We start from the raw sequence: 13446 nt of genomic DNA, 5'->3' as shown, positions 1-13446 counted from the left end.
TGACGACCAACTTCTCGGAAATATGAGGAATCTCTCCATGGTCGACTTGTCCAGGGCGCGCGTGTTGATGCTGGCTACCGACGGTTTCGAAGAATCCGAGCTGTTTGAGCCGCGAAAGGCGCTGCTCGATGCGGGGGCGGAAGTGACGCTGGCTTCGCTCAGACCCGATCCGATTACCGGCGAAAAGGCCGGCCGGAAAGGCGAGAGCATCACGCCCGATACGACGATCGAGCAGATCGAGACCCAGGGCTATGACGCGCTGGTGCTGCCGGGCGGCGTCGCCAATCCCGATAAGCTCCGCATGGACAAGCGCGCGGTGGAGATCGTCCGCGAGTTTTTCGAGACCGACCGGATCGTCGCGGCGATCTGCCATGCGCCGTGGCTGCTGATCGAGGCCGATGTGGTCGACGGCCGGCGCGCGACGAGCTGGCCATCGGTGCGGACCGATCTCGCCAATGCCGGGGCGAGCGTGCTCGACGAGCCGGTGGTGGTCGACGGGAAACTGATCACCAGCCGCAAGCCCGACGATATTCCGATGTTCAACCGGGCGATTATCGACTGCCTGGCGAAGGAACTGGCGGTGCCCGCCTGAACGCCAGCCCGTTAATCCAGCGCTGCGCCGGCCGCTCTACCCCATGGTAGAGCGCTGCCGAACTCGCCAACACCAGCGCGACATATAACGCGATCAGCGGCCAGCCGACGGCGTGCGGGTCGCGGACCAGGACGAGCTTGAAGGCGAACCACAGCAGGAAATGCGCGAGATATGTCGCGTAGCTGATCTCGCCCAGATAAGGGAGCGGCGCGATTTCCAGGGGGTTGTGCGGCCGTCCTGCGGTGAGTGCGAGGGCGAGCAGCAATGCGGCAAATGCGGCGGGAACCGCCAGCGTTTCGGGCAGCAAACCCGCGATCCAGCCGCCGAACAGCAGCGCCGACACAGCGAGCGAGAGCAAGGCGGGCGCGTGCCATTGGTCCCGCCAGCGAAGCCACAGCGCGCCGATCGCGGTTCCGCTCGCGAATTCGAGGATGCAGCGGATCAGCCCGAACCGCGGAATCTGCACGCCGAGCGTGCTGACACCCTGCGAGGCGAAGACGGCATGGAGCAGGATCAGCAACGCACCGATTGCGGCGAGGATCGCGGGGGTCGGAACCCTGCGCCAGTCGATGGTGAGGACCAGCAGCGGGAACAGCAGATAGGCGGCGAACTCACACGAGATCGACCAGGCGGGATCATTCCACGAAAGCGCCGACGTGAACCCCCAGTTCTGGAGCAGGGCGACGTGGAGCGGCAGCTCGGCGAGGGGGAATTGCGGCGTCTCGCGTCCGGTCGCCCGCATGAGCAACGCCAAAGCGAGGCCGAAACCGAGGACGAACAGATGGAGCGGCCAGATCCGGGCGATGCGGCGCTTGAGAAACGCCGGGATCGCCGCCGCGCCACCACCGCGCAGGCGCTCCGACCAGCTCATCCAGATGACGAAGCCGGAAAGCAGGAAGAAGAAGTCGACCGCCAGATAGCCCTTGGCGAGAACAGCCTCGGCGGTGTCGGGCAGGGCCGGCAGCGACAGGCGGATGTGGAAGAGCACCACCAGCCACGCCGCAATGCCGCGCGCCGAGGTGAGCGCCCGTAGCTCGGCCTTCACGCAATCGCCGCCCGCGGTTTGCGCAAGGGCCGCCATGCGTTCTCGGCGCGTTTCCGCGAACAATAGGTGTCGAGCCCGATCTGCGCGCCGATCAGCATGTAGACGAAAGGCTGGAAGGCGATGGCGATGAACACCGCCCCGAGCAGATAGATGAAATGCGCGCTCTGCAGCGCCGAGGCCAGCGGGGCGATCCATTCCTGCCCCGGTTCGGGCTTGCGATAGCGCCGGCGCAGCACTTCCATGCGGAACAGTCCGGCCACGTTGATCAGCAGCCAGATGGCGAGGCCGGGATAGCCCTGCTCGCCGAGCATCTCGAAATAGGCGCTGTGATAGGCCCGCGCCTTGTCGACCTCGAGGCTGCGATCGATCCTGGCCGAGCTGCCGTCCTCTTGCTGGACCGCGACCTTTTCGTAGCGGATCTGGTTCTGGCGATAGGCTTCGAAGCCGCCGCCCAGCGGGTGGGTCTTCACATAGTCCATCGTCCACTGCCATACCGCGATCCGCGTCGAGGCCGAGGCGTCGGCCTGATAGCTCTTGATCGTCTCCATCCGCTCGGTGAACGCCGAGGGGAGGAAGGGGATTGCTGCGAGCGCCAGACAGCCGAGTGCGCCGAGATAGACGAGCTTGCGCTTCGCATCGCGGATCATCAGCAGAGCGAGCAGGCCGATGCACAGCAGCCCGGTGCGGGTGGAGGTGCCGACCGGGATCAGCAGACAGGCGAAGATCAATGCGTAGGAGAAGGCCTTCACCCGCCAGTCGGGCGCGAAGATCGTGCCGTAGCGGGTGAACCAGACGATCAGCGGGATGATCGCGATCGCCACGGTGGAGATGGTCGAGCCCTCGTACAGCCCCGAATTGTTGGTCACCATCAGGTTCAATTCGCCATAGCCGCCGCCCGAGCCCACCGTCTTGATCCCGCCGACGATGATGATCGACGCCGCCGAAAGCACCATGAACAGCAGCAGGGATTCGATCCGCAGCCGGGTGCGCAGGGTGAGCGGCAGGAAGGCGGCGAAGGCCAGCGCCTTCCACACCCATTCCCATTTGTCCTTAGCCTCGAGGGGGAAGTCGGCGTGGAGGGTGGTGTAGAAGCAATAGCCGAGCAGCAGCACGATCAGGAATTGGCGCGGGGCGACGCGGACATCCTTCTTGTCGTCGAACGCCAGCCAGCCGAGCACCGCCAACGCCACCGCGAGCATCGAGATCGGCACCGAATTGAGCAGCAGATAGGTCAGCCGCTGCGGCGAGACGATGTCGATATAGGCATAAGCCAGCACGAACAGGAACGGCCGGCGAAAGCCCGTTCCCAGCAATGCGGCCAGAAATGCGATGAAGGCGAGATCACGCACCGGGCTTTCCCCAGCGGCTCTTCTTCGGATTGGCCGGCCGATCGTCCGGCCCGGGCTCGTGATCGAGATCGGGCCGGCGCAGCAGCAAAAAGGCCGCGAGCAGCATCAGCCCATGCGAGAGCCCGAGCGATAGATTGTCGATCATGTCCGCCCGCGCGCTCCTTTATGAGGGCGGTGTAGCGTGGTTCGGTTGACGCGGCGTAAACTAGGAGACCGGCGCATGCGGTTGACGTGGTTGACTCGCGGACGGGATTCTGTCGTCCGATGGATGCATCAGGTAATTGATATTATGGAATAAAATCAGAAGAGCGCTTGACTCGGTACGCGCTGTGCGCCGGGCAGGCGACACCGAAGCGCCGGTTTCGCGCCACGAAGGTCACAATCGCGCGACACGAGGGGCACACTGGCGCGACCGTCTGGCGCCACCAAGGTCACCGGCGCGCTACGGTTTTGCGTCTTGTGAGGGGAATCGAGCCTGCGATGTCAAGGAGCGGGCCTGTTCAGGCCAGACCATGATCATGGAAGCAGGCGAAATCCTACATTGCAAGTAGCGGGCAGGATTCGTCAGTGGAGTGATCATCCCGTCCGCGCCCCTACAAAGGCAGGAGCCGTGGATGGCGGGAAGTGGTGGAAAGCAGCCGTTCGTTAGCGGGCGTAATACATGTTGCTGATCTCCGCTGAGCAGCCGTCGATATGCATTTGCAGGCCTCCACCGCCAGCGCGCACTGTCACTTTGTTGAGATTGCGAATGCGAGGCTCCGGTAGCGCCTGAGAAACCGTCCAACTTCCTTCTCGCTCAGTGTCGGGCTGGACAATGAGCCGATATTTCCTTGAGATTCTGGACGACTGGCGGGCCGCTATGATCGCCACTGCAATGGCTCGCGCGGTTGCCAGATCAGGCACCGCAGCGCCTAATGGCGACCGGCATCTCGTTTGCGTGGCGTTCGCGGAGATGGGTACAGAAACGAGCATCGCAGCGAGAGCAAAAGCCTTCATTCCCGGAGTATGGGCTGCAACGCGGCTGTCCGCAATTGGGGCAGCTGCCGACAGGCGGATTTTCCCGATAAGAGCGGACGGACGGTTTTCGGGCAGATATCGACGTCAAATGGCGCTCTGAACGGCTCCGCTTGGCGGCTCGCGGACAGGCCGCATTTCGGGCGGCGGGGAGAAAAGCAGTCGTCCGGGACTCCGTTCAAAGGCACGCCGGCTTCGATCCTTTGCGGACTTTCGCCGCGCGGGTTAGCCAGCACTCGGATGCAAATTGAGGACAAAGCATGCTTCTGCCATTAGACCCGAACGCGCTTCACGAGGCGCAGACTCGTCTCGATCGGCTGGGCTATGCGCTGGTCCGGGCTGCCTTCGATCCGGTTGCGATCACAGCCGAAGTCGATTGGGCGATCGAGAAGGGGTGCGGCTCGGGTTTTCGTCTCGAAAGCGAGCGGCTCACCGTGACCGCGTCCTATGTCCCCATGACCACGGCGGAAACCCGCGCCAGCCTCGCACTGCTGCTGAGCGGCGCGCCTCTGGCGGGTCAGATGCTTGGGCGTCCCGTCATTCCGTTTCGCGCCAAGGGTACCGTGTATTCACAGGAAACCTCGTGGCATCGGGATACCTATCTGGACATCTCGGCCGTGAGCCTGCTGGCATATCTCGATCCGCTGGATGCCGAAACGGGCGCGCTGCGGGTCTTGCCCGGCTCGCACCGGGAATCCGAAGCGGGGCCGCCGATCGACGACAGGTCGCAAGCAGAGATTCTGTCCACTCTGCCGGGCGACCTCATCGTGCTCAACGAGCGCACCAGACACGCGAGCGCTGGCGGAGCGATTCGCCGCCAATGGCGCGCGGATTACGTCGCAATTCCCGAAACACCTCAGGAAGAGGAGATCGTGAAAGCCTATGCGGCGGCGACCTTCTCCCCCGGCTGGGACGGCGGCTATGATGTCAGTCGTTTCCCGTCTTTTGGTCGCGGCCTGCAGGAGGCGCTCGATCCCCGATCGCTCGCCGTACTCGAGCGATGCGGCGCTCTGGCAGCCGCCGAAGAGGAGGAAGATTTTGTCCGGGCCACTCGTGGCCGAGCTTGACTGTTTAGCCTCAGGGCGTCCCGAACGTGGCGGGCCCGCTTCGATCACACTGTCCGTTCATTTTCCGCGTTGCGGATAGATCGTCTCGCCGCGTTTGAGCATCTCTACGAACCCGTCGATCTTTCGCTTTCGCGCTGCCTCGGTTTTCAGGTTGTGAACACGAAAGGCGAGCGCGAAACGATTTTGCGCGCTTAGCCTTGCGAGCATTGCTTTCGCCTCCGGCTCCGCATCGATTGCGATTTGCAGGTCGTCCGGAATCGCCAGCTCCTTGCCGCTGCCATAGGCGCGGTCCCACCGGCCGTCCGCCTTGGCGGCCTCGACGTGCTTCAGGCCATGCCCGGTCATCCGTCCTTCGCGGATCAGCCGCGCGACATTGTCGACGTTGATCCGGCTCCAGATGCTCTTTGGCCGACGCGGCGTGTAGCGCTGGAGATAGCTCTTCTCGTCGAAACCTTTCCGGATGGCGTCGATCCAGCCCCAGCACAGGGCGACATGGATTGCCTCGACGGGCGTGATCGATTTCAATCCGGAAGCGGTCTTGTGGATTTTGATCCACACCTCGTCCTCTACGTCGTGGTGCTCGCCGAGCCACGCGTAGAAAGCGTCTGCATCCTCAAACGCATGGACTTTGCCGGGATCGACTTTGACTTGGGCCATCGAGACGCCTCTTACCGCGCCTCCGGGCATTTGTCGTCCTGTGCGGCGAGCAGCGAGAGACCTTGCGCCGGGTTCCGGTTGACGCGGCGTTAAGTGCTCGCGTGGCAGGGAAGCGCGATGCGGATTCTCCATGTCCTCGATCACGGCCTGCCTTTGCACAGCGGCTACACTTTCCGTACCCGGGCGATCCTCAAGGCGCAGATGGCGCGTGGCTGGGAAGTCGCCGCGGTCACCGGATCGCGGCACGGCAAGTTCGATGCCGACGAAGAGACGATCGACGGGATTCGCTTCCATCGCACGCCGCGAGTCAATTCGGGTCCGCCGGTGATCGGCGAGTTGCGCGAAGTCGCGGCGTTCGCGCGGCGAATCGCGGCAGTGGCGCGCAAATGGCGGCCGGATGTGCTTCACGCCCATTCGCCGGTGCTCGACGCGATGGCCGCGCAGCGCGTCGCCGACCGGCTCGATCTGCCTTTGGTTTATGAGATCCGCGCCTTCTGGGAAGATGCCGCGGTCGGCAACGGCACCGGGCGCGAGGGCAGCCTGAAATACCGCGCCACCCGCGCGCTCGAGACCCGCGCAGTGCGCAAGGCCGATGCGGTGGCAGTGATATGCGAAGGGCTCAAGCGCGACCTCGTTGCACGCGGGATCGATCCGGCCAAGATCTTCCTTTCGCCCAACGGCGTCGACCTCAGTCTGTTCGGCGAACCTTTGCCTTATGATCAGGGGCTCGCCGCAGAACTCGGCCTCGGCGACGCCGAGACCATCGGATTCATCGGCAGCTTCTACGATTATGAAGGACTCGACGTCCTGATCGACGCGATGCCGGCGCTGGTCACGGCGCGACCCTTGATGCACCTTATCCTGGTGGGGGGCGGACCGATGGACGCGGCGTTGCGCGCGCAGGCCGAGGCCTCGCCCGCCGCGGATCGCATCCGTTTCGTAGGTCGCGTGCCGCACCAGGAGGTCGAGCGCTATTACAGCGTGATCGACCTGCTCGTATATCCGCGCAAGCACATGCGGCTCACCGATCTCGTCACGCCGCTCAAGCCGCTCGAGGCGATGGCGCAGATGCGGCTGGTGGCGGCGTCGGACGTCGGCGGGCACCGCGAACTGATCCGCGACGGCGACACCGGTACCTTGTTCGCCCCCGACGATCCGGCGGCGCTGGCAAGTGCCGTGGCGCGAGTCTTTGTCGAGCGTGACCAATGGGACGCCCGGCGGGCGCGGGCGCGGGCGTTTGTCGAGGAAGAGCGCAACTGGGCGGTCAACGTCGCGCGCTATCAATCTGTTTACCAGAATCTGACAGAGTCGCTTCCCATGAAGGACTCGCGGCCGCACGCATCTCCGGTGAACCTGTGAACCTGCCGATCGCGCCCGTCATCGCCGGCGTGCTGGGCGGCGCGGTTGCGCTTGCCGCGCTGGCGGTGCCGATGCCGGTGCTCGAAGCGCTGGTGATGGGCAGTGGTCTTCCCGCCGTCTTCGCCGCCGCCGAACCGCCGCTCGGCTTCACGGCGCGCGCCGTCGTCGCACTGGGTTCCGGCGGGTTTGCCGCGCTGTTCTGCTGGTTCGGCCTTTCCGTGCTTGTCGGCGCGCGGTCGGTGACCGTGGGGCAGACGGCCGCCCCCGCATCCGATGCCGTCGCGACGCCGGTGATCCGGCGCGCCGACGCCCATCCCGACGCACCGCCGCGCCCGCCGCTGCTGGCGACTCGCGATCTGGGCGCGCCGTTCCGCGATCCGCCGGCCGTTGAGCCCGAGCCGGTAGCTGCCGCGGTGCCTGCGCGTCCCATCGAACAGCCTTTGCCGACCGACCTCGATCAGCCGCTCTCGGCCTTCGACCCCGAAGCAGTGCCCGACGAGCCGATGCCCGCGCCGGTGGCGCCGCCGCCGCTGCGCCGCACGTCGCGGCCGCCCGTGTTCGAAGAGACCGAGCGTTTCGAAATATTCGAACTCACGCCGTCGGTGCGGGCGAAACCCTCGCTCGTCGTGGAAGAAGTGGAAGAATCTGCCCCCGCGCCGCGCGAGGAGGCGATCACCCGGCCCGAGACCGAAGCCACGGTCCACGCCTTGCTCGAGCGTCTCGAACGCGGCGTGGTGCGCAAGGCGACGGCCGCGACGCCCGCGCCGGTGCCGATGTCCGCGCCGGTGTCCATGTCCGCACCGCGCGTCGAACGCCGCGCCAGGCCGCGCGGGATCGAGGATACTTTGGTCACGCTGCGCAACCTCGCGCAGCGCGCCTAACGCTCCTCCACCGTCAGCGCCTCGATCGTTACGGTCACCAGCTCTCCCTCTCGCCGCATCCGGGTGACGTGGATGTCGGCCACCAGATAGCCGCGCAACGCGAACTCGACCTCGCTCAGCCCGACCAGCCAATGGTCGAGCATCGGGCCGGGGCTCGCCGTGAGCGTCAGCGCATGCCGTGCGCCGGTGAAAGTGGCGCTCGCCCAGCGCGTCCAGTCGGCGGTGGCGATGGCGACCGGGCAGCCGGCCGCCGCGGCGGTGGCCACCAATGCGCGTTCGAGCTGAGTCGCCGCGTCGGGACCCCGGCTCATTGCCCGGCATCCTGCGCCGCGAGGAACGCCTCCAGCCGCGCCACTGTCGGCGGGCGCAATTCCCGCCCGTTGCGCAGGTCGAGCACCAGCCGCGGATCGCCGAGCGCCAGCCGGCCGAATTTGGTGGCGGGCATCTGCGTCCGCCGCAGATACTTCTCGATCTTGCGATGCACCGACATGGACCTTCTCCTAACGCGAGTCGCTGACTATGATCCTGTTTTGTTCTTCATTTCCTACTTGTCTAGGAAAATTCCTATGCGTATAGCCAAGGCATGGAACCGGCCGCGCAACGAGCCGCGCTGGAAGCGCTGATGGCGGAGCAGGGTGCGAGCTTCGCCGAGCTGTCGCGCGTGATCGGGCGCAACCCCGCCTATCTCCAGCAATATGTCCGCCGCGGGTCGCCACGCGAACTGGGCGAGCACGACCGCGAATTGCTTGCGCGCTTCTTCGGAGTGCCCGAGGCGCGGCTGGGCGGACGCGAGGCTGAGGGTCTAACCGAGATTGCGCGGCTCGACGTGCGCGCGTCGGCAGGCCCCGGGCGGCTGGCCGAGGACGAGGCGGCGCGGCGGCCCGCCACCTTGTCGCAGGCGCTGCTGCGCGAGCTCGGGGTCCGCCCCGCCGCGGCCTCGATGATTTGCGTCGAAGGCGAGTCGATGGAGCCAACGCTCTCCGACGGCGACGAGATCCTCGTCGACCGCGACCGCTGCGAAGTGCGCGGCAAGGGAGGGATCTTCGTGATCCGGCTCGATGGCACGCTGATGGTCAAGCGGCTGCGTGTCGCTTTGGGCGGGCTCGAGGTGGTCAGCGACAACCCGGCCTGGCCGACGCGCCTGTGCCGGGGAGGGGAAGTGGAAGTGATCGGCCGCGTCGCGTGGCTGGGCCGGGCGCTGCTCTAGTCGAAGCGCTTATGGCGCGGGGCGACGGCTTCGGCGAAAACCCCGCGGTACATCATGGGAGATCAGCTATGCTCGCGATCGATGGCGGCGGCTCGGTCGGCGCGTCTTACGCGCGTGGACCTGCGCCGGTCACCGGCGGACCCGACCCGAAGCAGGTCGAGCGTAATTATCAGGTGCCCGACGACAAGGTGATCGAGTGGAGCCCGAGCCTGTTCGGCTTCATTCCGCTAGGCGGCCTCGGCGGCACGCGCACGATCACCCAGACCGAGGGCAAGCTGCTCGACAATCTGACCCGCGACCGCGGCCTTGTCGGGCTCAACGATTTCAAGAATATCGCCGATGAGGCGTTCACGGTGTCGGAACAGCGCGTACCGGCGCCCGGGAGGATCCCCGTCGAGGCGCAGCGCCAGATCGACGCGCTGCCGCCCGAAGATCAGGCGCTGGCGGCGCGGGCCTATCCCAAGAATGACGGCCATACCGACGCGTTCCGCCACGCTTACTGGAACGCGCGCCTGACCGCGGAGTTCGGCGAGAACTGGACGAAGGAGTTCACCACGGCGCATGAAGGGCTGCCGGGCAACGGCGCAGTGCGGGAGGCGATGGATTTGTACAATAACGAAGTCGGCCGCCGCATCGCAGTCGAGAACCCGAATGCCTCTCCGGCGGAGCTGGCCGATCTCGTCCAGAAGGCGCTGGACCATGGCGAGTTGATGGTAGTCGACCGCAGCGGCCATCTGGCACCCAGCGACGATGTCGCGCGCGGGCAGCACGGGATGGCCGACCCGACGCCGGCGAACGGCGTGATGAACACGCCCAAGGGCGATGCGAGCGCCAACGGTTCGTGAGAGGCCGCGCGATGCTGCCCGGGATGGTATTGGCGCTGGCGTTGGCCGGTTGTGGAGGGGGGCATATGAGCTTCGACAAAGCGGGCTGGGCGGCCGAGCGCGGCAATTACGATGGCGAGAGCCGTCGCGGCGGGATGGTGGCGCGGCTCGACGATGCCGGGATCGTCGTCGGCGCACCTCGCGAGACGGTGCGTGCGCTGCTCGGCGAGCCCGATTCGACCGGGCCGGCGGCGGACATCTATTTCCTCGGCCGCAGCGCGACCGGGCCGAGTTTCGAGAGCTATCGGATCGAGTATGACGCCGCGGGCAAGGTAAGCGCGGCGCGGGTGCAGCGAAGCTAGTTCCGGGGGCTCCGCGCCCGATCGACCAGCCAGACGAGCAGCAGCAGCGCCAGCCCCACGCCGAGACCCGCGACGAAACCGATCGAGGCCTGGCCCCGGCCCGCGCCGAGGACGGTGCCGGCGAGCAGGCTGATCGCGAGCAGGAATCCGCCGGCCATCGGCGTGCGGGAGGGGGAGTTTGCCATTCGCGGCCCTTACCCTGTCGCGTAGCGGCGCGCCATGGTTACCGGCGCTTCACCTTGCTGAGCCGCGAAACCTTTAGATTCCTGTGAGAAAAGCGGCTGTCGGTCTGCCGGACCGCGCGTAGCCGGAGTCTCTATGCAACATCTGCCCTATCTTGCCGACACGCGCGAAGTCGCCGACGCCGCCGAGCTGATCCGCGCATTCGGCGAGGAGGCGGGCTCCGAAGCCGCGGCGCGCGCCGATCGCAGCCGCGATCTCGGCAACCATGTCCATTTCTGCCGCTGGCGCCAGATCGAGCGACTCGTGGTGCTGATGTCGATCCCGCGCGCAGTGGGAACGGTGCACTAGGAACGGTGCACCAGGCGGCCGTTTTCGACACTCTTGCCTTGTATTCGCAGCCGCGCGAGACCATCTTATATGCGCTACAGTCGCATTTGAACGGTCTTTGGGCGCTTTGCGGCTCCTTTTTTCCTTCTCCTAGCCTCCGCAGCACGAGGTCCGTCCACACGGGGCGCGCCGACAATGAAGGAAAAATACCATGAGCCAGCAGGGCACCGTCAAATTCTTCAACGCCGACAAGGGCTATGGCTTCATCGCCAGCGACAATGGCGGCCCGGACGCGTTCGTCCACATCACCGCCGTCGAGCGTGCCGGCCTGCGCTCGCTCGAACAGAACCAGCGCGTGACCTATGATCTCGAGCCCGACAAGAAGGGCAAGATGGCCGCGGTGAATCTCCAGGCGCAGTAAGGTTGAAGCGGCGTCCGCGTGTCTGCGGGCGCCGCGTCTCTTGACCTTGCCCTCGCGGAGAGACCCATGACCGATCTCGCAGTTACTTATCGCGGCTATGCCGAGCGAGCCCAGGCGGAAGCCGACGCGGCGACGCTCGAGAATGTGCGCGAGCGCAACCAGCGCGCCGCCCAGGCATGGATGCAGATGGCCGAGCGCCAGGAGCGCACCGATCGCGGTCGCGCCGTCCGCGAAAACGCCGCCGCCGCGGCCCGGGCCGACCTGCGGCCCGAACCGCAGACCAGCTGAGCCCGGCCGGCCGCGCGCCGGCATCGGATGTTTCCCGAGGAGCCTAAAGCAGGCTCGTTGGTTGAGGGTGTCCCTCCAGGAACCCCGGGCCATCGATGACGCTTCCCCAGATTTTGTCGGTCGCAGTGCTCGCCGGCATGATGTTGCTCTTCGTCTGGGGACGCTTCCGCTACGATCTGGTCGCGATCATGGCGCTGCTCGCGGCGCTTGCCACGGGCATCGTCGATCCCAAACACGCCTTTAGCGGCTTTTCCGACGATATCGTGATCATCGTCGGCTCGGCGCTGGTGCTCTCGGGCGCGGTGCAGCGTTCGGGGGTGATCGAAGGCGTGATGTTGCTGCTGCAGCGCCGGGTGCGCCGGATCCGCTCGCAATTGCTATTGCTCTGCGCTTCGGTGGGCTTCGCCTCGGCGCTGGTCAAGAATATCGGCGCGCTGGCGATGATGATGCCAGTCGCGTTCCAGATGGCCAAGCGTTCCAACGCCACGCCTGCCGTATTCCTGATGCCGATGGCGTTCGCTTCGCTGCTCGGCGGGCTGATCACGCTGATCGGCACTTCGCCCAACATCATCGTCAGTCGCGTGCGCGAGGAGATGACCGGCGAACCGTTCAAGATGTTCGATTATGCCCCGGTCGGGCTGGGGCTGACCCTGGTCGGGCTGATCTTCCTGCGGTTCGCTTATCGGCTGTTGCCGCGCGGCCGCCGCGCTACGCCGACGCTCGGCGAGGCGATGGACATCCAGGATTATGTGACCGAGGCTGAAATTCCCGCCGGATCGCCGGCGATCGACGAGACGGTCGCTGCGTTCCGCGCACGGCACGATCACGAAGTGACGGTGACTGCGATCCTGCGGGCGGGGATCCGCAGCACGCCCTTTCCTGACACCACGCTCAAGCCCGAAGACCTGCTGATCCTCGCCGGCGCTCCTGACGCGCTGGAGCGTGTCATCGCCGCGGACGGTCTCGAGCTCGAGGGGCAGCATCGCGACAAGCCGGAAGGGTCGGGCAGGGACGTCGGCGTGCTCGAGGCAGTGATCGGCACCGACAGCCCGCTGATCGGGCGGACTGCGGGCCGGCTGGGGCTCCACGAGCGCTTCGGCGTCAATCTGATTGCCGTATCGCGCCAGGGCGAGCGGCTGGCGACACGCCTCGGCGACATCGAACTCAGCGCCGGCGACGTGATCGTGCTGCAGGGGCCGCTCGAATTGCTGTTCGAACGGCTGGGAGAGCTCGGCTGCCTCCCGCTCGCCGAGCGCACCCTGCGGCTGGGCAGCGCGCGCAAGGGATTGCTGCCGCTCGCGATCCTGGCCGTGGCGATGTTCGCGACCGCGACCGGATATGTGCCTGTGGCCGTGGCCTTCTTCGCCGCGGCGGGGCTGACGGTGCTCAGCGGCGCGCTGCCGGTGCGCGAGGCCTATGACCATATCGAATGGCCGATCCTGATCATGCTCGGCGCGCTGATCCCGGTGAGCGACACGCTGCGAACTACCGGCACCACCGAGCTGATCGGCGACGGACTCTCGCATTTCGCCGCGACCTTGCCGCCCTGGGGTGCGGTGGCGCTGATCCTCGCCGCTGCGATGGCAGTGACGCCGTTCCTCAACAACGCCGCGACCGTGCTGGTGATGGCGCCGATCGCGGCGACCTTCGCGACCGGGCTCGGCTATCGGCCGGAGGCATTCCTGATGGCGACCGCGGTCGGCGCAGGGTGCGACTTCCTCACCCCGATCGGGCACCAGTGCAACACGCTGGTGATGGGCCCGGGAGGCTATAAGTTCGGCGATTATGCCCGGCTGGGTGCACCGCTGTCGCTGCTCGTGCTGGTGGTGGGTACGCCGCTCATCCTATGGACGTGGCCGGTGCATTGAGC

The 13446-nt window shown here is 66.2% G+C and carries 18 protein-coding genes; 11 read left to right on the top strand and 7 right to left on the bottom strand.

Translation table 11 applies throughout. The annotated features are described in order from the left end of the window. The first annotated feature begins 37 nt into the window (after window positions 1–37). Window positions 38–592 (top strand): type 1 glutamine amidotransferase domain-containing protein, encoded by a 555-nt coding sequence (locus tag CVN68_RS09455; protein WP_100281983.1) that lies wholly within the window; start codon window positions 38–40, stop codon window positions 590–592. Here CVN68_RS09455 and CVN68_RS09450 read toward each other — a convergent pair. From CVN68_RS09450 to CVN68_RS23650, 3 genes are read right to left on the bottom strand one after another with little or no spacing between them, the layout of a single operon-like run. Continuing rightward, window positions 552–1673 carry an acyltransferase family protein gene (locus CVN68_RS09450; protein WP_100281982.1) on the bottom strand — a complete coding sequence of 374 codons (1122 nt, stop codon included), beginning with the start codon at window positions 1671–1673 and terminating at the stop codon, window positions 552–554. The two genes, CVN68_RS09455 and CVN68_RS09450, sit on opposite strands and share 41 nt — an antisense overlap. After that, entirely contained in the window at window positions 1634–2986 is a 1353-nt protein-coding gene (locus CVN68_RS09445) for a putative O-glycosylation ligase, exosortase A system-associated (protein ID WP_100281981.1), read from the bottom strand. The genes CVN68_RS09450 and CVN68_RS09445 overlap by 40 nt, the downstream gene beginning before the upstream one ends. After that, window positions 2979–3131, bottom strand: a complete 153-nt coding sequence (locus CVN68_RS23650; RefSeq protein WP_199560247.1) for a hypothetical protein — start codon at window positions 3129–3131, stop codon at window positions 2979–2981. The genes CVN68_RS09445 and CVN68_RS23650 overlap by 8 nt, the downstream gene beginning before the upstream one ends. A gap of 1129 nt (window positions 3132–4260) precedes the next feature. Between CVN68_RS23650 and CVN68_RS09440 the strand changes: the two genes are divergently transcribed. After that, window positions 4261–5067 (top strand): phytanoyl-CoA dioxygenase family protein, encoded by an 807-nt coding sequence (locus CVN68_RS09440; protein ID WP_100281980.1) that lies wholly within the window; start codon window positions 4261–4263, stop codon window positions 5065–5067. Between the two features lie 57 nt (window positions 5068–5124). On the opposite strand, the gene CVN68_RS09435 is transcribed toward CVN68_RS09440, so the two are convergent. Beyond that, on the bottom strand, window positions 5125–5868 hold the full coding sequence (locus tag CVN68_RS09435; RefSeq protein ID WP_199560246.1) for a YdeI/OmpD-associated family protein: 744 nt from the start codon (window positions 5866–5868) through the stop codon (window positions 5125–5127). Between CVN68_RS09435 and CVN68_RS09430 the strand changes: the two genes are divergently transcribed. Both CVN68_RS09430 and CVN68_RS09425 read left to right on the top strand, forming a co-directional pair. Continuing rightward, the gene (locus tag CVN68_RS09430; RefSeq protein ID WP_100284317.1) at window positions 5842–7083 is read left to right on the top strand and encodes a TIGR04063 family PEP-CTERM/XrtA system glycosyltransferase; all 1242 of its coding nucleotides are present in this window, start codon (window positions 5842–5844) and stop codon (window positions 7081–7083) included. The genes CVN68_RS09435 and CVN68_RS09430 overlap by 27 nt on opposite strands. Continuing rightward, window positions 7080–7964 carry a hypothetical protein gene (locus tag CVN68_RS09425; protein ID WP_100281978.1) on the top strand — a complete coding sequence of 295 codons (885 nt, stop codon included), beginning with the start codon at window positions 7080–7082 and terminating at the stop codon, window positions 7962–7964. Before CVN68_RS09430 ends, CVN68_RS09425 begins: the two co-directional genes overlap by 4 nt. Here CVN68_RS09425 and CVN68_RS09420 read toward each other — a convergent pair. Next, window positions 7961–8275 (bottom strand): hypothetical protein, encoded by a 315-nt coding sequence (locus CVN68_RS09420; RefSeq protein WP_233503660.1) that lies wholly within the window; start codon window positions 8273–8275, stop codon window positions 7961–7963. The two genes, CVN68_RS09425 and CVN68_RS09420, sit on opposite strands and share 4 nt — an antisense overlap. Further along, complete coding sequence (locus tag CVN68_RS09415; protein ID WP_100281977.1) at window positions 8272–8454, bottom strand: hypothetical protein; 183 nt, start codon at window positions 8452–8454, stop codon at window positions 8272–8274. Before CVN68_RS09415 ends, CVN68_RS09420 begins: the two co-directional genes overlap by 4 nt. Before the next feature lie 93 nt (window positions 8455–8547). Between CVN68_RS09415 and CVN68_RS09410 the strand changes: the two genes are divergently transcribed. The 3 genes from CVN68_RS09410 (at window position 8548) to CVN68_RS09400 (ending at window position 10357) form a co-directional block, all read left to right on the top strand. Next, the gene (locus tag CVN68_RS09410; protein ID WP_100281976.1) at window positions 8548–9171 is read left to right on the top strand and encodes a S24 family peptidase; all 624 of its coding nucleotides are present in this window, start codon (window positions 8548–8550) and stop codon (window positions 9169–9171) included. Window positions 9172–9239: 68 nt separating this feature from the next. Further along, a complete protein-coding gene (locus tag CVN68_RS09405) occupies window positions 9240–10016 on the top strand; it encodes a DUF6973 domain-containing protein (RefSeq protein WP_100281975.1) in 777 nt (258 codons plus the stop codon). 65 nt (window positions 10017–10081) lie between these two features. Continuing rightward, complete coding sequence (locus tag CVN68_RS09400; protein WP_100281974.1) at window positions 10082–10357, top strand: hypothetical protein; 276 nt, start codon at window positions 10082–10084, stop codon at window positions 10355–10357. On the opposite strand, the gene CVN68_RS09395 is transcribed toward CVN68_RS09400, so the two are convergent. Then, window positions 10354–10542, bottom strand: a complete 189-nt coding sequence (locus CVN68_RS09395) for a hypothetical protein (RefSeq protein ID WP_100281973.1) — start codon at window positions 10540–10542, stop codon at window positions 10354–10356. The two genes, CVN68_RS09400 and CVN68_RS09395, sit on opposite strands and share 4 nt — an antisense overlap. Window positions 10543–10675: 133 nt before the next feature. On the opposite strand from CVN68_RS09395, the gene CVN68_RS09390 reads away from it, so the two are divergent. From CVN68_RS09390 to CVN68_RS09375, 4 genes are all read left to right on the top strand, one after another. Beyond that, window positions 10676–10888, top strand: coding sequence for a hypothetical protein (locus tag CVN68_RS09390; RefSeq protein WP_100281972.1), 213 nt, complete (start codon window positions 10676–10678; stop codon window positions 10886–10888). 190 nt (window positions 10889–11078) lie between these two features. Further along, window positions 11079–11288 carry a cold-shock protein gene (locus tag CVN68_RS09385; RefSeq protein ID WP_100281971.1) on the top strand — a complete coding sequence of 70 codons (210 nt, stop codon included), beginning with the start codon at window positions 11079–11081 and terminating at the stop codon, window positions 11286–11288. 66 nt (window positions 11289–11354) lie between these two features. Further along, the gene (locus CVN68_RS09380; RefSeq protein ID WP_100281970.1) at window positions 11355–11576 is read left to right on the top strand and encodes a hypothetical protein; all 222 of its coding nucleotides are present in this window, start codon (window positions 11355–11357) and stop codon (window positions 11574–11576) included. Between the two features lie 95 nt (window positions 11577–11671). Next, on the top strand, window positions 11672–13444 hold the full coding sequence (locus tag CVN68_RS09375) for an SLC13 family permease (RefSeq protein ID WP_100281969.1): 1773 nt from the start codon (window positions 11672–11674) through the stop codon (window positions 13442–13444). The last annotated feature ends 2 nt before the right edge of the window (window positions 13445–13446 follow it).

This window comes from Sphingomonas psychrotolerans (genome assembly GCF_002796605.1).
GTDB lineage: Bacteria > Pseudomonadota > Alphaproteobacteria > Sphingomonadales > Sphingomonadaceae > Sphingomonas > Sphingomonas psychrotolerans.
The sequence above is the reverse complement of the archived record's forward strand: the minus strand, read 5'-3'. Positions and strand labels throughout refer to the sequence as shown.